We start from the raw sequence: 22,653 nt of genomic DNA on the forward strand, positions 1-22,653 counted from the left end.
GCGTTAAGCTTTCCAGCACCAACCTATGCGGGAGCTCGCACCGACAAGCGCGGGCTGAGAGGGCGACAGCTGGGTCGCCGACCGCCTGAACCTGACCGGGTAATGCCGGCGTAGGGAGTGGGGTCACTCATGACCGATACAGTTGTTCGTCCTGCAGACAACGCCGACAAGGCCGAGGCGCCGCTCGTCCTGACCACGGACGCCCCGCGGACGCTCGGGTTCCTGACCCAGTTCACGCTGTGGGGCAACTTCGGCATCTCGCTGTTCGGGCCGGTCACCGGCGCACTGGTGGCGGCCTATACAGGCTCGCTGTGGCAGGGACTGCTCGCGGTCGTCGTCGGCTGCGGACTCGGTGCGCTGGTGCTCGGCGGCTCCGCCGTGTTCGGCTCGCAGACCGGTGCACCGGCGATGGCCGCGCTGCGCGGGCTGTTCGGGCGGCGCGGGTCGATGGCTCCGACGGTCCTGAACATCGCGCAGAACATCGGCTGGGCGACGATGGAGATCATCGTCATCTCACAGGCCGCCGTCGCGGTGACGAGTGACAAGTGGCGCTGGCTGTTCGTCCTGCTCGCGGGCGCGATCGCGACGACGATGGCGGTCCGGCCGCTCGGCAGCGTCAGAGTGCTCCGCAAGTTCATGGTCTGGCTCGTGCTGATCGCCTCTGCGTACCTGTTCGTCCAGGTGCTCAGCAAGCCGGCGCACGCACTGCCGCAGGACAGCGTGTACGGCTTCTGGCCGGCGGTCGACCTGGCCGCAGCCGGTGTGGTGTCCTTCGCGCCGCTGGCCGCCGATTACACCCGGCACTCCCGCACGAACAAGGCCGCTTTCGCGGGCTCCTCGCTCGGCTACGGGCTTGCCGCGATCATCTACTACGCGCTCGGTGTCGTCGCCGTGGCGACCCTGCAGACGAACACCGACAACGTGATCACCGCGCTCGTCACACTGCCCGCCGGGGCGATCGCGCTGTTCGTACTGCTCGTGGACGAGGTCGACGAGGCGTACGCGAACGTCTACTCGACGACGATGTCGCTGCACAACCTGATCGGCCACATCGACCGGCGCTGGATCTCGGTCGCGATCGGGGTCGTTGCCACCGGCATCGCGCTGTTCATTGACCTCGGCAACTACACGCAGTTCCTGTACCTGATCGGCTCGGTCTTCATCCCGTTGTTCGCGGTCGCGATCGCGGACTTCTTCGTGGTCTGCAAGATGAAGTGGGACGTGTCCGACACGGCGAAGTTCCGCTGGCAACCGACCGTCGCGTGGCTGATCGGCTTCGTCGCGTACCAATTGGTGAACCCCGGCACGGTCGCCGGCTGGTCCCCGTTCTGGACCAAGACCCAGCAGGCACTCTTCAACCACCACGCCGTACCCGGCTGGCTGGGCGCGACCTACACCTCGATCGTCATCTCGATGATGGCAGCGATTCTGCTGGGCCGGATCGGTCGTCGGCCGGCCGCTTGAGCAGGGCCAGTGCGATCGCCGGAAACAGCAGAACGGACAGCAACCCGGCGCAGACCAGCGCGGCGGCGGTCACCGGTTTCATCAGGCCGGTGACCACGCCGATCTGCGTCGCGGTGACGATGAACGGCAGCGACGTCGCCTGCAGCAGTCCGATCGCGGCCGTCGATCGGGTGCCGAGCTCACGCACCGACAAGAACGCGGGTATGCCACGCACGATCAACAGCGCGAGCAGGAACAGCGGGACTCGGGCAAGGGCCGCCGGGTTGTGTACCAGTCCGCTGAGATCCAGCCGCAACCCACTGGTCACGAAGAACACCGGGATCAGGAAGCCGTAGCCCAGCGCCTCCAGCTTGATCCGGAACCGGGGATGCGACATCGCGTCCCGATCTACCAGGCCGACCACTGCACCGGCGAGGAACGCGCCGAGGATCGTCTCGAGGCCGAACCGTTCGGCCAGCGCGGTGAACGCGACCAGCAGCACCATGGCAGCGCGGACCCGGATCTCCGCCGTGGTGTCCTGCAATCTGAACAGCACGCCTCCGATCCGTTCCGACCGGCCGGCACGCGCAACGACGAGGCCGACGACCGCGACCAGTGCCGCGAACAGACCGACCATCACCAATCGCTCGCCCGCGCTGCCACCCTCGGTCGAGAACACCAGCGAAACCACCAGGACCGCCGCGAAATCCGCCACCGAGGCAGCCGCGACGGTCGAGCGGCCGACCGCGCCCTCGGCCTGACCCGCGTCCTTCAGAACCGGCACCACCAGCCCGAGCGAGGTCGCCGACAACGTCACCGCCAGCAGCAATGCGCTCCGCACCCATCCGGCGGCCGAGAATCCGAGCCCCGCGATCCCACCGAGCACCAACGTGATCAGGTAGCCGAGCACCGCGAGCCGCAGCACCTGACCGCGGAGTCGGTGCACATCGATCTCCAGCCCGGCCAGGAACAACAGGAAGGCGAGCCCGAGCAGGGACACGATCTGTACCGGCTCGTCGACCGCGACCAGCCCGAGCGCGTGCGGGCCGACCACGATCCCGGCCACGATCTCCAGCACCACGGCCGGGACGCGGAGCCGTGGCGCCAGTCCGAGCAGCAGTGGTGCGAGTAGCGCGATCAGCGCCACCGAGAACAGGTTGGTGAACTGCACGCCCGGCATGCCGGTCAGCGGTACTCGGGGTTCTCGAAGTCGAAGCGGCAGCCGGCGTCCCACTCGGAGCGTTGGTTGCCGTGGGCGGGGATACCGCCCGCGTCCTTGAGCATTCTTGCCAGGTGCAACAGATTCCAGGTCATGAAGGTGGTGTTCCGGTTCGTGAAGTCGTTGTCCGGTCCGCCGGATCCCTCGTCCAGGTACGACGGCCCCGGCCCCGCCTCGCCGATCCACCCGGCGTCGGCCTGCGGCGGCACCGTGTACCCGAGATGCTGCAGCGAGTAGAGGATGTTCATCGCGCAGTGCTTCACGCCGTCCTCGTTCCCGGTGATCAGGCAACCGGCGACGCGGCCGTAGTACGCGTACTGCCCGTGTTCGTTGAGGATCGAGGAGTTGCCGTACAGCCGCTCGATCACGCGTTTGGTGACAGAGCTGTTGTCACCGAGCCAGATCGGTCCTGCGATCACCAGGATGTCGGCCGCCATCACCTTCTCCTGGATCGCCGGCCACGCGTCCGTCGCCCACCCGTGCTCGGTCATGTCCGGCCACACGCCGGTGGCGATGTCATGGTCCACGGCGCGGATCACCTCGGTCGCAACGCCCTGCTTGTCCATGATCTGCCGGCTCACGTCCAACAGCCCCTCGGTGTTGCTGCGCTCGGGAGACCGTTTCAGCGTGCAGTTGACGAAAAGTGCGCTCAGATCCTGGTATGTCGTCACAGGTCTCAGTGTGCGTCGGGGTGACCGGAGGGGCTATTACGGGACGCTTTCCGGATTCGCGACTGGCACTGACCCGCGCGGACGGAGATACTGACGCCCATGCTGAACTCCGCACTGCGCAGCCGGGCCGAGTACGCAGAACTGGGCGCCGACGGGCTGGCCGCGCGTACGACGCCTGAGCGGGACGCGGCGATCGTCAAGGCGGTCGAGGAGTTGCTGGTCGGGCGGGAGTCCGTGCTGGACCTGTGCTGCGGGTACGGGCGGGTCGCGCTGCCGCTGCGCCGCGGTGGCAAGGTCGTGCGCGCGCTGGACATCTCGCCGAACCTGATCGAGGCCGGCCGCGCGCAGGCCGCCGCGGAAGGGCTCGCGATCGACTGGGCGATCGGTTCGATGACCGACCTGCCGTACAAGTGGGACTCGTTCGACGCGGTGATCTGCCTGTGGACCGCGTTCCACGAGCTGTTCGCCGAGGACGAGCAGATCTCGACGATCTGCGAAATCTCCCGGGTGCTGAAGCCGGGTGGGATCGCGATCATCGAAGGACCGGCCTGGGGCCCGGCGACCGCGGCCGAGATCGCCAACGGGATGCGGCAGGGACCGGAGCACCGGATCGTCACCACCGAGCACGACGACAACCGCAGCAGCGTGCACTTCATCCACGACGAGATCAGCTACGGCCGGCTCTGCGCGGCCGCCGGAATCGACGACTACAAGGTCTACAAACGCGACTGGGGCGGCCGCCGCAGACTGATCCTCGAGATCCACGCCCCGGCAAACTAGCTGACACGTAAAGAAGCAGATCCCCACTCCACACTGGGGATCTGCTTCTTCTTGCGTTCAGTCTAAAACCGCTTCCGGCGATTCCGGAAACGTCAGCTTTTTGCTTCCAGATTCAAGAGAAAACGCTTCGCATCCAGCCCGCCGGCATATCCGGTGAGGGCACCGTTCGAGCCGATCACCCGGTGGCACGGCACGACGACGCAGACCGGATTGGCGCCCAGCGCGGTACCGACCGCACGGGCCGCCTTCGGCTTGTCGATGCCGGCGGCAACAGCGCCGTACGTCGTCGTCCGCCCGTAGCTCGTGTGCTCCGGCAGGTCCGCCAGTACCAGCCGCTGGAACGGCGACGCCAGCGCCAGGTCGACCTCCAGGTCGAACGTGTGCCGCCGCCCGGCGAGGTACTCGTCGAGTTGCCGCCGTACGTCGTCCAGCGGCCGGGCCTGGCGTAGTACCCGGGGCGAGACCGCGCGGGCGAGCCGGTTGGTCATCGTCTCCTCGTCGCCGAACGAGCTGGCGACGACCCGCCCGCGCGCGACCGCGAGCAGCAGCGTGCCGATCGGTGTGTCGTGCAGCGTGTAGGCGACGTCCGCGTCGGGAAAAGTGGGTGGTTCGAGGTCGGGGGTGTGCAGCCGGGTCAGCCGGCTCTCGAGATCAGTCATCGTGTACTCCGAGTTTCGTGCGCAGGGCCGCCAGCGCGTCGCTGACGAGCCGGCGCGACGCGGCGGGCGTGGTGTCCAGAGCGGCGGCCACGCCGTGGTGGTCCAGGTCGCCGACGTATTTCAGCGTGATCGCGAAGCGTTGCCGCTCCGGCAGTTCGTTCACCGCCCGCCAGAGGTCCGGGTCCGGCCAGTCCGCGGCTTCCGGGCCGTCCACCGCGACCGGTGGCGCGTCCTCCAGCGGGCGCTGTGGTTTCCGCGCCCGGTGTACGTCGGTCGCGCACCGGGCGGTGATGGTCAGCAGCCAGCTGCGCAGGTTCTTCGCCGACTTCAGCGTCGGGTACGCCGCGTACGCCTTCTCCCAGGCGCGCTGCGCGACGTCGTCGCCGTCCTGACCGGCCATCGCGCGCGCCAGTCGCGCGACGTCCCGCCAGTGCGCGTCGACCAACGCCTGGAACGGTGGCAGCCCCGTAGTCATCACGTAAGTAGAACGCACACCCGGTCCGGCGTGTGAGTCCAGATCACGAGATTGTCTAGTTAGCCGATAGACAATGATGCGAAGATAGCTGACATGACGACGACACACCTCACCCGCCGTCGCGTCATCGATCTGCTGCGGACGGCGAGCGCCACCTGTCGGTGACGCGCCCCTCAGTCATTGCGGCGAGCTCTCGCCGACTTCCCCCTTCCTCCCCAAGGGAGAGACATGTCCGTACCCGCCTTGCATCGTCCTGCCCTGTCCGTGGTTCCTGATCGCTCCGAGGAGCGGGTCGTGGACGCCGACGTCTACAGGTCCGTTTTCCGTCGCCACGCCGCCGGCGTCGTGGTGATCACCGCGGACGCCGGCCACGGCCCGGTCGGATTCACCGCGACCTCGCTGGTCTCGGTCAGCCTGCTGCCGCCGCTGGTGTCGTTCGCGATCGCGACCAGCGCGTCCAGCTGGCCGACCATCAGTACGGCGAACAGCCTGGTGATCAACTTCCTGTCCGCGGACCAGCACGCGATCGCGGGCCGGTTCGCGACCAGCGGGATCGACCGGTTCGCCGAGCCGACCCGCTGGTCCCGGCTGGCCACCGGGGAGCCCGCGCTCGACGACGCGCCGAGCTTCCTGCGAGCGCAGGTCGAACACCGTTTCGCCGTCGGCGACCACTACCTGGTCGTCGCCCGCCTCGCCACCCACACCGAACGTCGTGAGCACGACTCACTGCTGTACCACGACGGCAACTACGCGAAAGCCCACCATGTCCAGTAAACGTCTCCTGTCCGTCCTCGCCCTCCTCACCCTCGCCGTCACCGGCTGCAGCGCGAAGGCCGACGCCGACAGCGCCGCGAAGCTCTCGCTCGACGCCGCGCTGCCGACCACGATCCCGGCCGGTACCAAGATCGTCGTCGGCGACCCCACCACCGAGGTCGCGCTGAAGCTCTCGGGTCAGTACGACAAGGTCTCGAAGTATGTCCAATTTGCGAACCTGAGCGGTGGACCGCAGACCACCGAGGCGTTCCGGGCGCATGCCCTCGACCTGGGCTCGGTCGCCGAGATCCCGCCGATCAACGCCACCTGGACCGGTCTGCACGTGAAGATCGTCGCCTCCAAGTTCCGGCAGGACCCGATCAATCACCCGATCTACAAGCTCGGGATCGCGCCCGGGGTGTCGGTGAAGACGCTCAGCGACCTGCGCGGCAAGAAGATCGCGTACAGCCCGGGCCAGGCCCAGGGCGCGCTGATCCTCAAGGTCCTGAAGAAGGCCGGGTTGACGAAGGACGACGTCAAGCTGATCGAGATCCCCAGCACCGGTGACGTCTACGTGCAGGCCCTCGCGGGAAAGCAGGTCGACGTCGCCCCGATCGGCGGCGTACAGATCAAGCGGTACCTGGCCAAGTACTCCAAGGACGGCGCGACCACGATCGACCACGGTCTGCGCGACGACGCCGGTCACCTGTACGGCCCGGTCGAGTCGCTCCAGGACCCGGCGAAGGCTGCCGCGATCAGAGCGTACGTCGCCGCTTGGGGCGTCGCCCAGATCTGGATCGACCAGCACCCCAAGGAGTGGATCCAGGGGTACTACGTGAAGGACCAGGGGCTCAGCGCGGCCGACGGCCAGTGGCTGGTCGACAACGCCGGTCACCCGGACATCCCGGCGGACTGGAGCGGCGCGATCGAGCGGCAGCAGCAGACCATCGAGCTGCTCGCGAAGGAGACCGGTAACCCCGTGATCCAGGCGAAGGACCTGTACGACCTGCGGTTCCAGACCGTGGCCGCGGACGCGATCAAGGCGGGTGCCAAGTGAGTGCGACGACGCTGCCCGGGCTGCGTACCCGGACCGCGGCGAATCCCGCCGTACGCCGTCGCCGACTCGGACCGGGTAAGCCGATCAAGTTCGGCGCCGCGCTCGGACCGGTACTGCTGCTGGTGATCTGGAGTGTCGGATCGGCCGCTGGTTGGATCGACCAACGGATCCTGTCCGCGCCGTGGACCGTGGTGAGCACAGTCGGCGAGCTGATCTCCGACGGCCGCCTGCAGTCGAACCTGTGGACCTCCGCGCAGCGCGCCCTGATCGGGCTCGCGCTCGGCATCGTGGCGGGCGTCGTACTCGCGCTGATCTCGGGCCTGTCCCGGCTCGGCGAGGCACTCCTCGACGGGCCGGTCCAGATCAAGCGGGCGATCCCCTCGCTGGCCCTGCTGCCGCTGCTGATCCTCTGGCTCGGCATCGGCGAAGGAATGAAGATCGTCACGATCCTGCTCGGAGTGTTCGTACCGATCTACATCCACACCCACAACGGCCTGCGCACGATCGACAGCCGGTACGTCGAACTCGCCCAGACCGTCGGGTTGTCGCAGTGGCAGTTCATCCGCCGCGTCGTCCTGCCGGGCGCGCTCCCAGGCTTCCTGCTCGGTCTGCGGTTCGCGGTCACCGGGGCGTGGCTGTCGCTGGTCGTCGTCGAGCAGATCAACTCCACCAGCGGCATCGGCTACATGATGGAGCTGGCCCGCACGTACGGGCAGACCGACATCATCATCGTCGGCCTGGTCGTGTACGGCATCCTCGGCCTGCTCTCCGACGCGGTCGTCCGGCTGATCCAAAGGAGGGCGCTGTCGTGGCGTCGAACACTAGCCTCGTAGCCACTGTCCAGGTCCGCGACCTGGTCCGCCGGTACGGCGACCGTACCGTACTGTTTGGTATGGACCTGGACATCGAGCCGGGCGAATTCGTCGCGCTGCTCGGGAAGAGCGGGTCCGGGAAGAGCACGCTGCTGCGGGCGCTCGCGGGGCTCGACCACGACGTCGACGGATCCGGTGAGCTCGCTGTACCCGACAACGTGTCGGTGGTTTTCCAGGACTCGCGGTTGTTGCCGTGGGCAAAGGTTCTGGACAATGTCGTGCTCGGCCTGAACGGTGCCGAGGAACGTGGCCGCCGGAGTCTCGACGAGGTCGGGCTCGCCGGCCGGGAGAACGCCTGGCCCAACGAGTTGTCCGGCGGCGAGCAGCAGCGGGTCGCGTTGGCGCGGTCGCTGGTCCGCGAGCCGGAACTGTTGCTCGCGGACGAGCCGTTCGGCGCGCTGGACGCGTTGACCCGGCTGAAGATGCACGTGCTGCTGCGGAAGTTGTGCGCTGCGCACCAGCCCGCCGTACTGCTGGTGACGCACGACGTCGACGAGGCGATCGTGCTGGCCGACCGGGTGATCGTGCTCGATGCCGGCCGGATCGTCGCCGAGGAAACCATCACGCTGGCTGCGCCCCGGAGCGCGGCCGATCCAGGATTCGCCGCGGTCCGCTCGCGGCTTCTCGACGCTTTGGGAGTTTCGGTATGAGTAGGCCGGCTGGACAACTGCACCTGAATGCGTTCCTGATGAGTACGGGGCACCACGAGGCGTCCTGGCGGCTGCCGGAGAGCGATCCGTTCGCGAACACCTCGGTCGCGCACTACCAGAAGCTGGCGCAGGTCGCCGAGCGCGGTCTGTTCGACTCGGTGTTCTTCGCGGACTCCCCGGTGCTGTTCGGGAACGTCGGGCGGCGGCCCGCCGGTTCGCTCGAGCCGACCGTACTGCTGACCGCGCTGGCGGCCGTGACGTCCCGGATCGGGCTGATCGCGACCGCGTCGACGACGTACAACGACCCGTACAACCTGGCCCGGCGGTTCGCGAGCGTCGACCACGTGAGCGGCGGCCGGGCCGGGTGGAACGTCGTCACCACGGCCGGTCCGGAGGCGGCGCTCAACTTCAACCTCACCGATCAGCCGGCGCACGCGGTGCGGTACGAGCGGGCCGCGGAGTTCCTCGAGGTCGCGTACAAGCTGTGGGACTCATGGCAGGACGACGCGGCGATCGCGGACAAGGAATCGGGTGTCTGGGCGCTTCAGGACCGCGTCGTACCGATCGACCACGTCGGACGGCACTTCCAGGTCCGCGGACCGCTCAACGTGCCCCGGTCGCCGCAGGGGCATCCGCTGATCGTGCAGGCCGGCTCGTCCGAGGACGGCAAGGGCCTGGCGGCGCGGTATGCCGAGGCGGTGTTCACGGCGCAGCAGACGCTGGAGGACGCGCAGGACTTCTACCGGGACCTCAAGGCGCGGGCGGTCGCGCTCGGACGGGACGCGGCGGAGGTGAAGATCCTGCCGGGGATCGTGCCGGTGATCGGGTCCACGGTCGAGGAGGCGGAGCGGCTGGAGCATCAGCTGGATTCGCTGATCCGGCCGGAGTACGCACGTCTGCAACTCGCGAAGACGCTGCGGTTGTCGCCGGAGGACCTGCCGTTCGACCAGCAGCTGCCGGCCGATCTCCCCGACGAGGACGAGATCGAAGGCGCGAAGAGCCGGTACACGCTGATCGTGACGCTGGCGCGGCGGGAGAAGCTGACCGTCCGCGAGCTGATCGGCCGGCTCGGCGGGGGGCGCGGGCACCGGACGTTCACCGGTACGCCGGAGCAGGTCGCGGACGCGATCCAGCACTGGTTCGAGGCGGGTGCCGCGGACGGGTTCAACGTGATGCCGCCGGTGCTGCCGTCCGGGCTGGAGACCTTCGTGGACCACGTGATCCCGATCCTGCAGGCCCGGGGCCTGTTCCGGACCGAGTACACCGGGACGACCCTCCGCGACCACTACGGCCTCCCGCGCCCGGCGGGACGGACCGCCGCACTGCAGGAGGCAACTGCCTGAGTCGTTGGGGCTCCCGTCAGGTGGCGGGAGCCCCAACCCGTACGACGAGCTTCCCGACCGCGGCGCCGTCCTCCATGACGCGGTGCGCCGCGCCGATCTCCTCCATCGTGAACACCCGGTCGATGCGGATCGGGAGCTTCCCGGCCGCGACCAGGTCGACGTACCGCTGGAACGCCTCCGCCGGCAGGTCCTCGGACTCGCCGCCGTACGCGGTCAGCCGGACGCCGTTCGGGATGTAGTCCATCGGGTAGAAGTCGGGGATCGTCCAGGTGTCGCTGAGCATTCCGGTGAAACACACCGTCCCGTGCACGGCGGTGGCTTTCAACGTGTCCGGAAGGGCATTCGTGCCGACGAGTTCGAGCGCCGCGTGCACGCCCGTCGGGACAATCTCCCGGACCTTTTCCGCAACGTTGCCGTCGTCAACGATCGGGTGATCGACACCGAGCTCGCGTAAAACCTGTGTGCGTTGTGGATTTCGCGTGGTCGAGAAGACGGTCAGTCCGTGTTCCTTCGCCAGTACGGCGGCCGCCACGCCGACCGACGACGTACCGCCGCGGATCAGCAGCGACTGGCCCGGCTCGATCGCGAGGCCCGTGTGCAGCGAGCCGTGGGCGGTCTGCAGCATCTCCGGCAATGCGCCGAGCGTCGCCCAGTCCAGGTCGGTCCGCACCGGAATCACCGACGACGCCGGTACGACGGTGTACTCCGCGTACCCGCCGTCGTACTCGCGGCCCATCCCGCCCATCATCGCGACCACCTGCTGACCCGCGGCGAACTCGCCGCCCGGCGCCAGGTCCACGGTGCCGGCCGCCTCGATCCCCGGGATCACCGGAAACCGCGCGTTCGTCGCGAACCCGGCCCGGAGGTGGTACTCCGACCGGTTCAGCCCGAACGCCTCCACCTTGATCCGTACCCACCCGGCCGGCGGCTCCGGCACCGCGACCCGCCGTACCCGCATCTCCTCCGGCGTCACCGGACCGTCCAGCACGATCGCCCGCATGTCCATGACGCCTATCTTCACCCACCGTGTGAAAGAGTTTCCGCATGCGGAAAATCCCCCGCGTGGTCGCTCATCGCGGAGCCAGTGCAGTTGATCCGGAACACACGCTGGCGGCGTACCGCCGGGCGATCGAGGTCGGTGCCGACGGTCTCGAGTGCGACGTCCGGCTGACCGCGGACGGGCATCTCGTCTGCGTCCACGACCGGCGGATCAACCGTACGTCGAACGGCCGCGGCGTCCTCTCCACGAAGAGCCTCTCGGAGCTGGAGACGTACGACTGGGGCTCCTGGAAGCAGGCTGCCGAGGCGGAGCGTGTCCGGGTCGAAGAGGAACAGCGACTGCCCGACCTCGATGCCCGGCGGTTGCTCACGCTCGAGACACTGCTCGCCACTGTCCGCGACGCCGGCCGCCCGGTGGAGCTCTCGATCGAGACCAAGCACCCGACCCGGTACGCCGGACTCGTCGAACGCCGCCTGATCGAGACACTGGACCGCTTCGGCTGGGCGCATCCACGACTCGGAACGGAGTCCCCGGTCCGGGTGATGAGCTTCTCCTGGCTCTCCCTGCGCCGGATGCGGGCCGCCGCCCCCGGCCTCCGCACGGTCCTGCTGATGGACCGCGTCCCACTCCGCTTCCGCGACGGCTCCCTCCCCACCGGCGTCTCCTACGCCGGCCCAAGCCTCGAAATCGTCACCGCCCACCCCGAATACGTGTCCCGCGCCCACAAACACGGCCACCAGGTCCACGTCTGGACCGTGAACCACGACGCCGACATCCGCCACTGCGGCAACCTCGGCGTCGACGCAGTGATCACCGACCGCCCGGACGCGGCCCTGCGGGTGCTGGCGGACCAGGTAGGACGTTTGTGACACTTCTGGGTGGAATTGTGTGGGTTGTGTCACGTGGTACGGATAGGTAGCTGGGCGAATGCGGCGGGTTATTGCAACGTTCAATTCCGTCGATTTCGTTACGGTTTTCGGCGGTTTAGGCGAGAACTGTGCGGTGGCTGTGTAACGGAATACCGGCGGGTGTTTTCCGGGGCGGGATCGTGGGCAGAAGTTCCTGTGGCTGTACCGATCATCGAGGAGACCCTGCTTGTCCTCTGCGACCCTGCCCGCCGACGTCAGCGTCGTGGACGTCGTACTGCCGCACGAAGTGTCCGCGGTAGCGGATGCCCGACGCCGTCTCGGCGTCTACCTGAAGCGCTACCGGGTCGCCCGCGCCGCCTCCGACGACGCCCAGCTGGTCCTGTCCGAGCTGCTCTCGAACGCGATCCGGTACGCGCCGCCGCTGCCGGCCGGTGAGGTGCGGGCGGCCTGGTGGATCGACAAGGCCGGAATCCACGTCGAGGTGACCGACGGCCGCGGTGACACCGAGCCGCAGCGGATCAGCGAGCCGCACCCGGAGTCGATCGGCGGCCGCGGCCTCGCGATCGTCGACGTCCTCACCTCCGGCTGGGACGTCCGCACCGCCGCCCACCACCGCACCGTGCACGCGATCATCCCCAGTTAGACCCCGCTGGTTGGCCCTCGGGTGGGGGCGGCTGTAAGACTGCGGGGTTATGGGAAAGAAGTCGCGGCAGCGCGCGAAGAACACGACTCCGACCGTCACGCTCGACCCGGCCGATCTGGTGGACGTCGGGCCGCGGGAACCCTGCCCGTGCGGCTCGGGCAAGCGGTTCAAGCAGTGCCACGGCAAGGACCTGGCCCAGGCGACCGACACGTTCGTGGTGCGGCCGTTCGAGGGGCTGCCGTCGGAGTGTGACCTGATCGCGTTCCGCGAGATCGTCCCGTCCGGCACCGTGCAGGTCGAGCTGGTCGGCGAGCACGCCGGCACGGTGGTCAACCTGGTCACCCTGCTGCCGATGGCGATGCCGGGCCTGGTCCGCGACGACGAGACGATCTGGATCGGCCTGCAGACGCACGCCTCGTCCGGCGACCCGAGCCGCGACCTCGGCCACGCGATCACCGCCGCGCTCCGGACCGAGCCGGGCAACCCGATCCAGGTCGGCGACCTGATGAAGGACGGCCCGCGGCTGCAGGACCTGATCGACACCTCGAAGCCGCTGGAGATCAAGGTCCACGAGGGCTTCGACTACTGGGTCGGCGAGAACGTCGAGGACCCGACCGGTGAGGTCGCGGCCGGGCTGGAGCGCGCCAACGCGGCGGCCGCCCCGACGGTGCGGCTCGACTCGGTCGAGGCGGCGTACTGGACGCAGATCGGCGACCGCATCTACCTGCGCTGGGTGCTGCCGTACAGCGAGGACACCTTGCTCGACGCGCTCGCCCGGCTGCACGCGGCCGGTTCGTCCGCGCTCATCGACGGCAGCCGCCTGATCGGCTCGTTCCGGGCCCTCGGCGTCCTCGCGCCGGTGTGGGAGCTCCCTGCGGGCACGTCGGCCGCCGACGTGGAGAAGCCGGCCGCCGACTTCGCCACCGCCCTGGAGAAGGCATTGGCCACCGAGGCGCCGCTCACGACAGAGGAGCGCGCGGCCAAGGCAGGCCTCGCGAGCCGCCAGCTCACCATCCGCTGACCTGCACGCAAACGCCCGGCTGGTCGTCCAGCCGGGCGTTCTGCGTGCTTAGAGCGGTCTAGGCCATGATCGTTCGAATCTGCCCAGAAACGTGGACGGCCCAAGTCCTGCTGACGGGGGAGCAACAGGGCCTGGGCCTAGGCATGAAGAGTACTCAGGCCCGCCCTCCAACACAACCCCCGATTTCACTCCGCGTGTCGCCGGGCTCACGCGAGTGCGGTCTAGGCCGTCGCCGGAGCACGGAGGATCGGGCAGGACATGCAGCGCGGTCCGCCCCGGCCGGAGCCCAGCTCGGAGCCGGAGATCCGGAGGACCTCGATCCCGGACTCCTCCAAGCGGGCGTTGGTCTCGACGGTGCGCTCGTACGCGATGCAGACACGCGGTGCCACGGCGAGCGTGTTGTTCCCGTCGTCCCACTGTTCGCGCTCGGCGGTGACCGGGTCGAGGCCGGTGTCGATCCGCCGGAGGGTGTCGATCCCGAGCGCCTTCGCGGCCGCGACCAGGAACGGCTCCGGCTCCGCGACGTGCAGCTGCTCGCCGTCGGTGGTGACCGCGAGCGCGCGCATCTCCTCAGCCATGTTCGGGTACATCAGCACCGCGTCGGTGTCGACCATCGTGCACACGGTGTCGAGATGCATCGTCGCCCGCTGCTGCGCGATCGGTACGGCGAGCACGGTGTGCGCCAGCCCCTTCGCGAACACCCGCCGCGCGAGCCGCTCCACACCGGCCGGCGTGGTCCGCTCCCCGACGCCGACCGCGAGTACGCCCGGGCCGAGCGCCAGTACGTCACCGCCCTCGACGTGCTCCAACTGGTGGTCGTACACCTTGTCGGCGCCCGCGAACCGCGGGTGGAACGCGTAGATCAGCTCGGTCAGCTGTGTCTCGCGCGCTCGGGCCGGCATCGCCAACGACGTGACCGCGACCGAGTCCCGGATCCAGACGCTGGAGTCGCGGGTGAAGAGGAGGTTCGGCAGCGGGTCGATCAGGAAATCCTCGTGCGCCAGCAATGACGTGACCAGCCCACCGGCGCGTACTTCGTCGTTGCGGACGCCGGCCATCAACGCCTCCGCAAGCGCGCCCGGATCCAGATCGCCCAGGGAGGACCGCAGGTACTCGCGCAGGGTGTCGCCGAGCCGCAGGTCCTCGGTGGCGCCGGCGACCGCCTGGGCGCGTGCCGCGGGGTGGTGGAGTGCCTCGGCCAGCAGCTCACCGAGGTAGAGCACCTCGACGTCGCGGTCGCGGAGCGCCTGGGCGAAGGCGTCGTGCTCGTCCTGCGCCCGGCCGACCCAGGGGATCCCGTCGAACAGCAGCTTGTCGTTGTTGCGCGGAGTGAGCCGCCGCAGCTCGTTCCCCGGCCGGTGCAGCATCACCGTCCGGAGCGGGCCGACCTCACTGTCGACGCCGTACGTCGCGCCGTCCTGCCGCGTCCCAGTCATCCGTCCGCCCTTCGGTTGCGCTGTGCCACCACGCTACTCCAGTCAATCTGTCTGATTGTCCGACAATTTCCTGGAGATGGCCAATCCAGCCGCCGGCCGGATATCGGCCAGGTGGCAGATGTTCCGGCGCGGCGCCGGCAGCAGGATTTGTGGTGTGAGGACGCCGACCGAGGCATCCCGAACCGGAAGAGGCACTGACATGACGCGCACCGTGGTGGCCAACATCTCGCTCTCGCTCGACGGCCGGGTCAACGGCGCCGGCGGCGACTACGACATGAGCTGGATCGTGCCGCACGCGATCACCGAGGGCGCCCGCGACCACATGATCCGGGTCACCGGCGCGGCCACGACCGCGCTGCTCGGCCGGAAGAACTACGAGGGCTTCGGCGGCTTCTGGCCGGCGGTCGCCGACGACGAGAACGCCGCTCCGCAGGACCGGGCCTTCTCCCGCTGGCTGAACGAGACCGAGAAGGTCGTGTTCTCCACGACCCTGACCGAGGCTCCGTGGCAGAACTCGCGGATCGCCGACGGCGAGCCCGCGGACGTGGTCAAGCAACTCCGTGACACCGGCGGCGGCGACATCATCGTGCTGGCGAGCTCCAGCGTGATCCGCGCACTGCTGGCGGCCGACGAGGTCGACCGGCTGAGCATCACCCTCGACCCCGAGCTCGTCGGCGGCGGCGCCCGGCTGTTCGAGGACGGCCTGCCGGCCACGTCGTGGAAGCTGACCGACTCCACTCCGACCGAGTCCGGCGCACTGTGTCTGCTCTACGACCGGGTCCGCTCCTGACGGGCGGTTTTCCTCAGGCTCGTACGAAAGAACGAGAAATCCCCGGGCAGCCGATACTGACTCCGACGATCGGCTGCCGAGGAACTAGGCTGCGGTGCTGTGTCCGCTGATGATCTGCCCGACCCTGGGCCCGACTCCGACGAGAACGTGTCCACCGAGCCGTTCGAGCGTGCGGTCGCCTGCGTGATCCCGGCCAAGGACGAAGCCGAGCGGATCGCGGCGACCGTCGACGCGGTGCACAAGATCATCGGCGTCGACCTGGTCGTGGTCGTCGACGACGGCTCCACGGACCGGACCGCGGAAGCCGCCGAGCAGGCCGGCGCCGTCGTCGTACGGCATGAGAAGAACCGGGGCAAGGCCGCCGCGATGGAGACCGGCGCGGCGGCGGTGGCCGAGCGCGACGGGGCCCGCCCGCGGCACCTGCTGTTCCTGGACGCCGACCTCACCGACACCGCGGCCGGAGCCGGTCCGCTGATGGAGCCGGTGCAGACCGGTCGCGCCGACATGACGATCGGCACGCTGCCGGCCCAGGTGCGCGCCGACGGGTCCAAGGCCGGCGGCCACGGGTTCGTCGTGCGACTGTCGCGCGCCGGGATCCAGGAGGCGATCGGGTGGGCGCCGGAGCAGCCGTTGTCCGGGCAGCGCTGCCTGACCCGCGCCGCGTTCGACTCCGCCGTACCGCTGGCCGCCGGCTTCGGGGTGGAGACCGCGCTGACGATCGACCTGGGGCGGAAGGGCTTCCGGATCGTCGAGGTGCCGATCGACGTCCGGCACCGGGCGACCGGGACGGATCTGCGCGGGCAGTTGCACCGCGCGAAGCAGTACCTGCACGTCCGGCGCGCGCTCTCCGCCCGCAGTGCGCTGCCCGCGGACGGTGGGGGGAGCAGCCGGTTTCCGCGAAAGACCACGCAATGAGCGCTGATCTCGAGCTCGGGAACAAGTACGGTCGCCGCGCAGTCGTTCTTTACCTCGCCTGTACGGCGCTGATCGTCGCGGTCGGCCTGCTCGGGCCGTCCGTGGTGGTGCTCACGCTGACCGGCCGGCATCCGTGGCTCCCGTCGTACTGGTTCAACACCAAGCCGAACGACTGGCTCGTCTCGGTGCTGATCTACGTCGCGATCGCCCTCGGCGGGTACGGCGTTTACCTTGCCACCAAGGCGTTGCGGCACGGCTGGGCGCCTCGCGTCGACCGATTGATTGCCCTCGGCATCGGTACGACGGCTGCCATCACGTTGGTGCCGCCAATGGCTTCGGGTGATGTGCTGATCTATGCGGCGTACGGGCGGATCATGTCCTTCGGCGGCGACCCGTACTCGGCCTCGCCGGCGGACACCATCCGGCTCGGGTACGACCCGGTGATCGCGGCGACCGAGCGGCCGTGGCAAGGCGCGCGCAGTGTGTACGGCCCGATCGCGACCTGGGTGCAGTGGCTGTCGTCGCTGATCGGTGGTGACTCCGCGCAGCTCACGGTCTGGATGCTGCAGCTGTCCGTCGCGATCAGCCTGGTCGTCACCGGTCTGGTGCTGGTGAAGCTGGTCGGCAAGGACCTCTCGGCCAAGCGCCGCGTGATCATGCTCAGCCTCGCGAACCCACTGCTGCTGTGGGCGGTGCTGGCCGGTGCGCACAACGACTCGATCGCGGTGATGTTCGCGGTCCTCGCGCTGTGGCTGTTCCGCCGGCATGTGATCCTGGCCGGGCTGATGATCGGCGTCGCGGGGTGTACCAAGCTGTCGATCGGCCTGGTCGGTGTGGCGATGCTGTGGGCGCTGCGTGCCGATCGCCGCAAGTGCCTGTACTTCTGCGGCGCCGGCGCGGTCGCGATGGGCGGGCTGTACGCGATCGTCGGCCTGCAGGCGTTCCAGCAGGCGCGGTCGCAGACGTCGTTCATCTCCACCGGCACGCCGCACAAGGTGCTGCTCAGCTTCTTCACGCTGTTCCTGCCGAACGGACTGGTCCGGACGTTCATCGCGATCCTCGCCTGGGTCGGGCTGGTCGTGGTCGCGATCCTGCTGTCCCAGGTGCTTCCGAAGTCGTTGGTGCCGCAAACGCATCCCGACGACCCGACCCCGGCCGCCATCCGGTACACCGCGATCTACGCGATCGCCTGGTCGCTGACCGCGATGTACTCGTTGCCCTGGTACGACGTGATCGCCTGGGCGGCCCTGGCCGCGGTCGCCGCGTCGAAGGTCGACGCCTTGATGGTCGTCCGTACGACGATGCTCGCGATCGCGTACGTCCCGGGCCGCGACCCGCACGCGCGGCAGGTCGCGGCCAGCCTGTCGGACTCCTTGGAGTTCCTCAGCGCGCGCCTGCGGGACACCTTGTGTCCGGCGATCGAGGCGGCGGTACTGATCGGCATCATCGTCTGGGCGCGCCGCAACGGCGCCCAGTGGTGGCCGTACGACTGGCCCCGGCGCAAGCAGAAGCCGCTACCGGAACAGGCCGCGGAGGCGCGCTAGCTCCAGAGCTCGTGACCGGCCGCGACCGCCTTCGCCAGCACGGTCTTGACCGGCTTCTTCAGTACGGCGGCGGCCGCGGCGACGTCGTCGTACTCGGGCTGGACGTTGACGACCTGACCGCCGTACCGGGCGATCTTGACGTGGATGCGCTGGCCGTCGACCTCGACGGTCGCGAACTCGCGGTCGGCCGCGTGTTTGCGGATGCCGAACTCACGCAACCCGATCGCGGACGTCTCGGCCAGGATCACCGAGCGGACCTCCTCGGCGTTCGCGCCGCCGACCAGCACCGAGAGAGTGTGGGCCGGGCGACCCTTCTTCATCAGGATCGGGGTCAGCCACGCATCGGCCGCTCCGGCCTCCATCAACCGGGCCAGCACCTGCGGCCAGATCCGCGGGTCGAGGTCGTCGACGTTGGTCTCGTAGACGAGTTCGGTCGACGACTGCTCGAGCGCTTCGCCGACGACCACGCGGAGGATGTTCGGTACCTCGACCGGATCGCGCCCGCCGGCGCCGACACCGGTCTGCTCGATGCGCATCGGCGGCAGCATCCCGTACTCGTCCGCGAGCGAGGCGAGCAGCGCGGCGCCGGTCGGAGTCGTCATCTCGTACGGCGCCGTGCCGCCGACGACCGGTGCGCCCGCCTCGGTCAACAGGTTCAACACAGCCGGCCCCGGGATCGGAACCCCACCGTGCTGCCCACGTACCTGCTTCCCACCGCCGAGCACGATCGTCGACACCACAACCCGGTCCAAACCCAGCGACTCGACCGCCGCCGCGACACCCACGATGTCCGCGATCGCGTCCAACGCACCGACCTCGTGAAAGTGCACGGTGTCCGGCTCGACTCCATGCGCAGCCGCCTCAGCCCGAGCCAACCGCCCGAACGTATCCAACGCCCGCGCCCGCACCGCTTCGTCGAGCGCCGCCTCCTCGAGCAACCGCCGCACCTCACCCCAAGCCCGCGTCGGCCCGTCATGCGAGTGAACCGCCTCGGCCGGTTGACCAATCCCTTGCTCCCCGCCTGCCCCGCCTGCCCCGCCTGCCCCGCCTGCGCCGTCCGCGCCGCCTCCGCCGCCTCCCCCGTCCACGCCGTCCATGCCGTGCGCCCCGTCCGCGACGTGCGCGTCGCCCCCGCCGTCCGCGACGTGCGCGTCGCCCCCGCCGTCCACGACGTGCGCGTCGCCCCCGCCGTCCGCGCCGCTTGCCCCGGCTGCGCCGTGCGCGCCGTCGGCCGGTTCGCCGGCGTGCCCATGCCCGTGGCCGTGCCCATGGCCATGCCCTGCATCCGGGATGTTTTCTGGATGCGGCGTGCCGTTGACCTCGACGGTGGCTTTGGTGGCGGCGATCTGGTGGCGGGCGGTTTGGGTGACTGTGACCGAGAGGGACGGGTCTACGGCGGCTACCGCGGTGTTGATGTAGTTGATGTCGGCGCCGGCGGAGATGAAAGCGCCGAGGAGCATGTCGCCGGAGGCTCCGGCGGAGCAGTCGAGCCAGGCTGTGCGCATCAGGCGTCCTTGGTTTCGCGCGGAACGGACTGACGCGCCACCCGCGCCGCGAACACCCCGGCACCGAACCCGTTGTCGATGTTCACGACCGTCACGCCCGGCGCGCACGAGTTCAGCATCCCGAGCAGCGCCGCCAGCCCGCCGAACGAAGCGCCGTACCCGACCGACGTCGGCACTGCGACCAGCGGTACGCCGACCAGCCCGCCGACGACGCTCGGCAGCGCGCCCTCCATCCCGGCGACCACAATCAGGCAGTCCGCCGCGGCGAGCCGTTCGCGGACACCGAGGATCCGGTGCAGCCCGGCGACACCCACATCCGTGATCACCTCCACCCCGGCGCCGAACACCCGAGCCGTCGTCGCCGCCTCGGCCGCGACCGGCGCATCCGACGTACCAGCGGCCACGACCGCCACCGTCCCGCTCTGCGTCGGCGGCTCGCCGAGGACCGCCGTACGTCCGACGGGGTCGACCACAGCCTCCGGCAGTTCGGCGGTCACCGCCGCCTGCGCCTCGTCGGTCAACCGGGTCGCGAGTACGGCGTGACCGGGGTGGGTGGCGTGCAACGTGCGGAGCAGTTCCACGACCTGAGACGGCGTCTTGCCCGCGCCGTACACGACTTCCGCGTCGCCGGTACGCTCCAACCGGTCGGTGTCGAGCCGGGCGTACCCGAGGTCGTGAATGCCCGGTACCGGGCCCTGATCAGGCAAATGTGTCACGCCGTGAATCTACGTTGCCGGAGCCTGCGGTGCCGCACCCACCCGGACCGCACACGCTGTGCGATCACCTGAACACTCAGGCACAGCAGGGGATGCCTTAGGCTCTAGTTCTGTGTCTTCGACGTTAGCCGGTGCCTTCGGGGTCGCCGCCCTGTTCGTGGCGGTGCTTGCCCTGGTGTTCGCGATCCAGGCCCTCCGGGCGCGCACGGTCCCGGTCGAGAAGACCACCCCTGCCCCGCTCCCCGAACCGGAACCGCAGCCCGTCCTGCCGGAAGCCAAGCCCGGCACGGTGAAGGCGGAACTCCGCCGGCTCGGCAAGGAGCTGGAAGTCACCCGCGGCGAGGTCAAGGAAACGCTGCAACACCTCGCGATCGTCCGGTACGACGCCTTCGGCGACACCGGCGGCAAGCTCTCCTGGTCCCTCGCCCTCCTCGACGACCACGGCGACGGCGTCGTCCTGACGTCGATCAACAGCCGCGCCGACGCCCGCACGTACGCCAAAGAAATCAAGGCCTTCAAGAGCGAGTCCAAACTCTCCCCCGAAGAGGAAGAAGCAATAGAAACCCTCGCCAAAGAAGCCGGCCCCACCGTCGACTGACTGTTGTAGACCCGCGCACTCCCCTTCGCTCAGTGGTCGCCCTTGCACGGGTGGAGGCCGTCCATCAACAGGTTCAGGAGGCGGGCCGCCAGCGGTTTGTGACGGGGTGAGCCGGCCACGGTGAAGATGCCGATCAGGCCGGCTGCGATGTCGTCCGCGGTGACATCGGCCCGGATTCCGCCGGTCGTGCGGCCGGCTTCGAGGATGCTGTCGATGGCTCCGAGGAGCTCGGTGCGGGTGTCGGCGTGGGCGATCTCGCCTGCTTCGATCATCGCGAGCAGCGTGTCGAGCATCCCGTTCTTGGTCGCGATCCATTCGCCGAAGAGATCCATCCAGCGCCGTAGCGCCGCGGCAGGGTCGAGTTGGGCGAGTAGCTCCCCGGCGCCGGCGGTCAGCCGCGAGACCTGGTCGCGGTAGACCGCGTCGACCAGCGACTCGCGGGTGGGGAAGTGCCGGTAGAGCGTGGCAATGCCGACGCCAGCTTCGTTGGCGATCGCGCGCATCGAGGGCTCGTGGTCGGCCGCCGCGAACAGCCGGGTCGCAACGCCGAGGAGCTGTTCGCGGTTACGAGTCGCGTCCGCCCGCGGTCGGCGGCGTTCTGCGGCGGTCAAAACGGATCACGCTCCACTTATGCTAGTTTGGATGCTAACCGGAGCATAATCCGTTTACTCTCGCGACCGGAGACCTCATGAAAGAACCCAGTGTCGGTACGCCGGCGATCAGCGGCCGGGCGGTTCAGTTCGAGCAGTTCGGCGGACCTGAGGCCCTGAGCGTCCGCGAGGTGCCCGTACCGCAGGCCGGCCCGGGGCAGCTTCGCGTACGAGTCACCGCGGCCGGACTGAACCCGATGGACTGGTTCATGACCTCCGATGCGCAGACTGCGGCGCGCTTCGGCTTGAGCCTGCCCTGTGGTTTCGGCACCGACTACGCCGGAGTCGTGGATCAGGTCGGTGACGGTGTGAGCGATTTCGTGCCGGGTGATCGGGTGTTCGGCGGTGCCCTGTCCCGCGCCGTCGCCGACTACGTGGTCGTGGATGACATGGGAACCATCGTGGCGGGCGGCGAAGTGCACCGTACGCCTGACGGGGTCGACGATCGCACCGCTGCCACGCTGACCATCGCCGGCCGAACGGCAGCCGCGGCTCTTGCCGTGGTCACGCCGCGAGCGGGTGAGACGGTGCTGATCGGCGGGGCGGCAGGGGGCGTAGGTGTGTTCGCCGTCCAACTCGCTCGTCTCGCGGGCGCGCGAGTGATCGGGACAGGCTCGCCAAGCTCGGCCGACGCGCTGCGGGCACTGGGGGCCGAGCCGGTCGTCTACGGCGACGGTCTTGTGGATCGCGTACATGCGCTGGCTCCCGCCGGCGTCAATGCGGTCATGGACCTCCACGGCACGGACACTGCACAGGCGGCACGCGAACTCGGCGTACCGGACGAGCGCATCACCACCATCGCAGCCCAGCTCGACGGGATAACCCCCGCCAACGGCGCCACCGCCCCCGAGGGCGCACTCGGGGAAATCGCCGATCTCGCGGCCGCGGGCCGCCTCCGCGTACCGATCGCGTCCACCTTCCCGATCGAACAGATCCGCACCGCGGTCGAACTCCAGGCGGCACGACACGTCCACGGAAAGATCGTCATCGACCTCCAGCAAGGGCGGCCCAGGGACCAGTGAGGAACCAAACACCGCGGGTCGC

At 69.2% G+C, this 22,653-nt stretch carries 25 protein-coding genes and 1 riboswitch; of the genes, 16 read left to right on the top strand and 9 right to left on the bottom strand.

Annotation, left to right across the window (positions count from 1 at the left end):
- The first annotated feature begins 17 nt into the window (after nucleotides 1-17).
- Nucleotides 18-134, top strand: a riboswitch (TPP riboswitch).
- Nucleotides 130-1,464, top strand: coding sequence for a purine-cytosine permease family protein (locus tag FB475_RS16405; RefSeq protein ID WP_141856932.1), 1,335 nt, complete (start codon nucleotides 130-132; stop codon nucleotides 1,462-1,464). Its footprint overlaps the riboswitch before it by 5 nt.
- On the opposite strand, the gene FB475_RS16410 is transcribed toward FB475_RS16405, so the two are convergent.
- A complete protein-coding gene (locus tag FB475_RS16410; RefSeq protein ID WP_141856934.1) occupies nucleotides 1,406-2,623 on the bottom strand; it encodes a cation:proton antiporter in 1,218 nt (405 codons plus the stop codon). The genes FB475_RS16405 and FB475_RS16410 overlap by 59 nt on opposite strands.
- A 5-nt stretch (nucleotides 2,624-2,628) precedes the next feature.
- The gene (locus tag FB475_RS16415) at nucleotides 2,629-3,333 is read right to left on the bottom strand and encodes a flavodoxin family protein (RefSeq protein ID WP_141856936.1); all 705 of its coding nucleotides are present in this window, start codon (nucleotides 3,331-3,333) and stop codon (nucleotides 2,629-2,631) included.
- Between the two features lie 99 nt (nucleotides 3,334-3,432).
- Here FB475_RS16415 and FB475_RS16420 point away from each other — a divergent pair, with 99 nt between their 5' ends.
- On the top strand, nucleotides 3,433-4,113 hold the full coding sequence (locus FB475_RS16420; protein WP_141856938.1) for a class I SAM-dependent methyltransferase: 681 nt from the start codon (nucleotides 3,433-3,435) through the stop codon (nucleotides 4,111-4,113).
- Between the two features lie 92 nt (nucleotides 4,114-4,205).
- Here the strand turns inward: FB475_RS16420 and FB475_RS16425 are convergent, their stop codons facing one another.
- Together FB475_RS16425 and FB475_RS16430 are read right to left on the bottom strand one after the other, a co-directional pair.
- On the bottom strand, nucleotides 4,206-4,772 hold the full coding sequence (locus FB475_RS16425) for a methylated-DNA--[protein]-cysteine S-methyltransferase (RefSeq protein WP_141856940.1): 567 nt from the start codon (nucleotides 4,770-4,772) through the stop codon (nucleotides 4,206-4,208).
- On the bottom strand, nucleotides 4,765-5,247 hold the full coding sequence (locus FB475_RS16430; RefSeq protein ID WP_141856942.1) for an RNA polymerase sigma factor: 483 nt from the start codon (nucleotides 5,245-5,247) through the stop codon (nucleotides 4,765-4,767). Before FB475_RS16430 ends, FB475_RS16425 begins: the two co-directional genes overlap by 8 nt.
- Nucleotides 5,248-5,340: 93 nt before the next feature.
- Between FB475_RS16430 and FB475_RS38395 the strand changes: the two genes are divergently transcribed.
- The 6 genes from FB475_RS38395 to FB475_RS16455 all read left to right on the top strand — a co-directional run bounded on the left by FB475_RS38395 (nucleotide 5,341) and on the right by FB475_RS16455 (nucleotide 9,922).
- Nucleotides 5,341-5,412 carry a putative leader peptide gene (locus tag FB475_RS38395; RefSeq protein WP_350281628.1) on the top strand — a complete coding sequence of 24 codons (72 nt, stop codon included), beginning with the start codon at nucleotides 5,341-5,343 and terminating at the stop codon, nucleotides 5,410-5,412.
- Between the two features lie 63 nt (nucleotides 5,413-5,475).
- Nucleotides 5,476-6,021 (top strand): flavin reductase family protein, encoded by a 546-nt coding sequence (locus FB475_RS16435; RefSeq protein WP_141856944.1) that lies wholly within the window; start codon nucleotides 5,476-5,478, stop codon nucleotides 6,019-6,021.
- On the top strand, nucleotides 6,011-7,057 hold the full coding sequence (locus FB475_RS16440) for an ABC transporter substrate-binding protein (protein ID WP_141856946.1): 1,047 nt from the start codon (nucleotides 6,011-6,013) through the stop codon (nucleotides 7,055-7,057). The genes FB475_RS16435 and FB475_RS16440 overlap by 11 nt, the downstream gene beginning before the upstream one ends.
- The gene (locus FB475_RS16445; RefSeq protein WP_141856948.1) at nucleotides 7,054-7,890 is read left to right on the top strand and encodes an ABC transporter permease; all 837 of its coding nucleotides are present in this window, start codon (nucleotides 7,054-7,056) and stop codon (nucleotides 7,888-7,890) included. Before FB475_RS16440 ends, FB475_RS16445 begins: the two co-directional genes overlap by 4 nt.
- On the top strand, nucleotides 7,866-8,579 hold the full coding sequence (locus FB475_RS16450; RefSeq protein ID WP_420359216.1) for an ABC transporter ATP-binding protein: 714 nt from the start codon (nucleotides 7,866-7,868) through the stop codon (nucleotides 8,577-8,579). The genes FB475_RS16445 and FB475_RS16450 overlap by 25 nt, the downstream gene beginning before the upstream one ends.
- A complete protein-coding gene (locus tag FB475_RS16455) occupies nucleotides 8,576-9,922 on the top strand; it encodes an LLM class flavin-dependent oxidoreductase (protein ID WP_141856950.1) in 1,347 nt (448 codons plus the stop codon). The genes FB475_RS16450 and FB475_RS16455 overlap by 4 nt, the downstream gene beginning before the upstream one ends.
- A 16-nt stretch (nucleotides 9,923-9,938) precedes the next feature.
- On the opposite strand, the gene FB475_RS16460 is transcribed toward FB475_RS16455, so the two are convergent.
- Nucleotides 9,939-10,928: a zinc-binding alcohol dehydrogenase family protein gene (locus FB475_RS16460; RefSeq protein ID WP_185759273.1), complete on the bottom strand. Its 990-nt coding sequence runs from the start codon at nucleotides 10,926-10,928 to the stop codon at nucleotides 9,939-9,941.
- A 38-nt stretch (nucleotides 10,929-10,966) separates the two neighbouring features.
- On the opposite strand from FB475_RS16460, the gene FB475_RS16465 reads away from it, so the two are divergent.
- The 3 genes from FB475_RS16465 to FB475_RS16475 all read left to right on the top strand — a co-directional run bounded on the left by FB475_RS16465 (nucleotide 10,967) and on the right by FB475_RS16475 (nucleotide 13,455).
- Nucleotides 10,967-11,791, top strand: a complete 825-nt coding sequence (locus FB475_RS16465) for a glycerophosphodiester phosphodiesterase (protein WP_141856952.1) — start codon at nucleotides 10,967-10,969, stop codon at nucleotides 11,789-11,791.
- A gap of 226 nt (nucleotides 11,792-12,017) precedes the next feature.
- Nucleotides 12,018-12,434, top strand: a complete 417-nt coding sequence (locus FB475_RS16470; protein ID WP_141856954.1) for an ATP-binding protein — start codon at nucleotides 12,018-12,020, stop codon at nucleotides 12,432-12,434.
- Between the two features lie 49 nt (nucleotides 12,435-12,483).
- Complete coding sequence (locus tag FB475_RS16475; protein ID WP_141856956.1) at nucleotides 12,484-13,455, top strand: DUF5926 family protein; 972 nt, start codon at nucleotides 12,484-12,486, stop codon at nucleotides 13,453-13,455.
- 221 nt (nucleotides 13,456-13,676) lie between these two features.
- On the opposite strand, the gene FB475_RS16480 is transcribed toward FB475_RS16475, so the two are convergent.
- The gene (locus FB475_RS16480; RefSeq protein WP_141856958.1) at nucleotides 13,677-14,891 is read right to left on the bottom strand and encodes an arginine deiminase; all 1,215 of its coding nucleotides are present in this window, start codon (nucleotides 14,889-14,891) and stop codon (nucleotides 13,677-13,679) included.
- A 199-nt stretch (nucleotides 14,892-15,090) separates the two neighbouring features.
- Here FB475_RS16480 and FB475_RS16485 point away from each other — a divergent pair, with 199 nt between their 5' ends.
- From FB475_RS16485 to FB475_RS16495, 3 genes are all read left to right on the top strand, one after another.
- Nucleotides 15,091-15,681: a dihydrofolate reductase family protein gene (locus FB475_RS16485; protein ID WP_141856960.1), complete on the top strand. Its 591-nt coding sequence runs from the start codon at nucleotides 15,091-15,093 to the stop codon at nucleotides 15,679-15,681.
- A 99-nt stretch (nucleotides 15,682-15,780) separates the two neighbouring features.
- The gene (locus FB475_RS16490; protein WP_238332179.1) at nucleotides 15,781-16,596 is read left to right on the top strand and encodes a glycosyltransferase family 2 protein; all 816 of its coding nucleotides are present in this window, start codon (nucleotides 15,781-15,783) and stop codon (nucleotides 16,594-16,596) included.
- On the top strand, nucleotides 16,593-18,140 hold the full coding sequence (locus FB475_RS16495; RefSeq protein ID WP_141856962.1) for an MptA/MptB family glycosyltransferase: 1,548 nt from the start codon (nucleotides 16,593-16,595) through the stop codon (nucleotides 18,138-18,140). The genes FB475_RS16490 and FB475_RS16495 overlap by 4 nt, the downstream gene beginning before the upstream one ends.
- Here the strand turns inward: FB475_RS16495 and larC are convergent.
- Complete coding sequence (gene larC / locus FB475_RS16500; protein WP_141856964.1) at nucleotides 18,137-19,645, bottom strand: nickel pincer cofactor biosynthesis protein LarC; 1,509 nt, start codon at nucleotides 19,643-19,645, stop codon at nucleotides 18,137-18,139. The two genes, FB475_RS16495 and larC, sit on opposite strands and share 4 nt — an antisense overlap.
- Nucleotides 19,645-20,361, bottom strand: coding sequence for a nickel pincer cofactor biosynthesis protein LarB (larB, locus tag FB475_RS16505; protein WP_141856966.1), 717 nt, complete (start codon nucleotides 20,359-20,361; stop codon nucleotides 19,645-19,647). The genes larC and larB overlap by 1 nt, the downstream gene beginning before the upstream one ends.
- A gap of 112 nt (nucleotides 20,362-20,473) precedes the next feature.
- On the opposite strand from larB, the gene FB475_RS16510 reads away from it, so the two are divergent.
- Entirely contained in the window at nucleotides 20,474-20,959 is a 486-nt protein-coding gene (locus FB475_RS16510) for a DUF4446 family protein (RefSeq protein WP_238332180.1), read from the top strand.
- 29 nt (nucleotides 20,960-20,988) lie between these two features.
- Here FB475_RS16510 and FB475_RS16515 read toward each other — a convergent pair whose 3' ends face one another.
- Complete coding sequence (locus FB475_RS16515) at nucleotides 20,989-21,570, bottom strand: TetR/AcrR family transcriptional regulator (RefSeq protein WP_141856968.1); 582 nt, start codon at nucleotides 21,568-21,570, stop codon at nucleotides 20,989-20,991.
- Nucleotides 21,571-21,647: 77 nt separating this feature from the next.
- Here FB475_RS16515 and FB475_RS16520 point away from each other — a divergent pair, with 77 nt between their 5' ends.
- Complete coding sequence (locus FB475_RS16520) at nucleotides 21,648-22,631, top strand: NADP-dependent oxidoreductase (protein ID WP_141856970.1); 984 nt, start codon at nucleotides 21,648-21,650, stop codon at nucleotides 22,629-22,631.
- The last annotated feature ends 22 nt before the right edge of the window (nucleotides 22,632-22,653 follow it).

The sequence above is a fragment of the Kribbella jejuensis genome (genome assembly GCF_006715085.1).
GTDB lineage: Bacteria > Actinomycetota > Actinomycetes > Propionibacteriales > Kribbellaceae > Kribbella > Kribbella jejuensis.

Bases quoted from the DNA above. Each gene is read 5' to 3' on its own strand.
- FB475_RS16405 (WP_141856932.1), top strand. From the start codon at position 130: ATGACCGATACAGTTGTTCGTCCTGCAGACAACGCCGACAAGGCCGAG.
- FB475_RS16410 (WP_141856934.1), bottom strand. From the start codon at position 2,623: ATGCCGGGCGTGCAGTTCACCAACCTGTTCTCGGTGGCGCTGATCGCG.
- FB475_RS16420 (WP_141856938.1), top strand. From the start codon at position 3,433: ATGCTGAACTCCGCACTGCGCAGCCGGGCCGAGTACGCAGAACTGGGC.
- FB475_RS16425 (WP_141856940.1), bottom strand. From the start codon at position 4,772: ATGACTGATCTCGAGAGCCGGCTGACCCGGCTGCACACCCCCGACCTC.
- FB475_RS16430 (WP_141856942.1), bottom strand. From the start codon at position 5,247: ATGACTACGGGGCTGCCACCGTTCCAGGCGTTGGTCGACGCGCACTGG.
- FB475_RS16435 (WP_141856944.1), top strand. From the start codon at position 5,476: ATGTCCGTACCCGCCTTGCATCGTCCTGCCCTGTCCGTGGTTCCTGAT.
- FB475_RS16440 (WP_141856946.1), top strand. From the start codon at position 6,011: ATGTCCAGTAAACGTCTCCTGTCCGTCCTCGCCCTCCTCACCCTCGCC.
- FB475_RS16455 (WP_141856950.1), top strand. From the start codon at position 8,576: ATGAGTAGGCCGGCTGGACAACTGCACCTGAATGCGTTCCTGATGAGT.
- FB475_RS16460 (WP_185759273.1), bottom strand. From the start codon at position 10,928: ATGGACATGCGGGCGATCGTGCTGGACGGTCCGGTGACGCCGGAGGAG.
- FB475_RS16465 (WP_141856952.1), top strand. From the start codon at position 10,967: ATGCGGAAAATCCCCCGCGTGGTCGCTCATCGCGGAGCCAGTGCAGTT.
- FB475_RS16475 (WP_141856956.1), top strand. From the start codon at position 12,484: ATGGGAAAGAAGTCGCGGCAGCGCGCGAAGAACACGACTCCGACCGTC.
- FB475_RS16480 (WP_141856958.1), bottom strand. From the start codon at position 14,891: ATGACTGGGACGCGGCAGGACGGCGCGACGTACGGCGTCGACAGTGAG.
- FB475_RS16485 (WP_141856960.1), top strand. From the start codon at position 15,091: ATGACGCGCACCGTGGTGGCCAACATCTCGCTCTCGCTCGACGGCCGG.
- FB475_RS16495 (WP_141856962.1), top strand. From the start codon at position 16,593: ATGAGCGCTGATCTCGAGCTCGGGAACAAGTACGGTCGCCGCGCAGTC.
- larC (WP_141856964.1), bottom strand. From the start codon at position 19,645: ATGCGCACAGCCTGGCTCGACTGCTCCGCCGGAGCCTCCGGCGACATG.
- FB475_RS16520 (WP_141856970.1), top strand. From the start codon at position 21,648: ATGAAAGAACCCAGTGTCGGTACGCCGGCGATCAGCGGCCGGGCGGTT.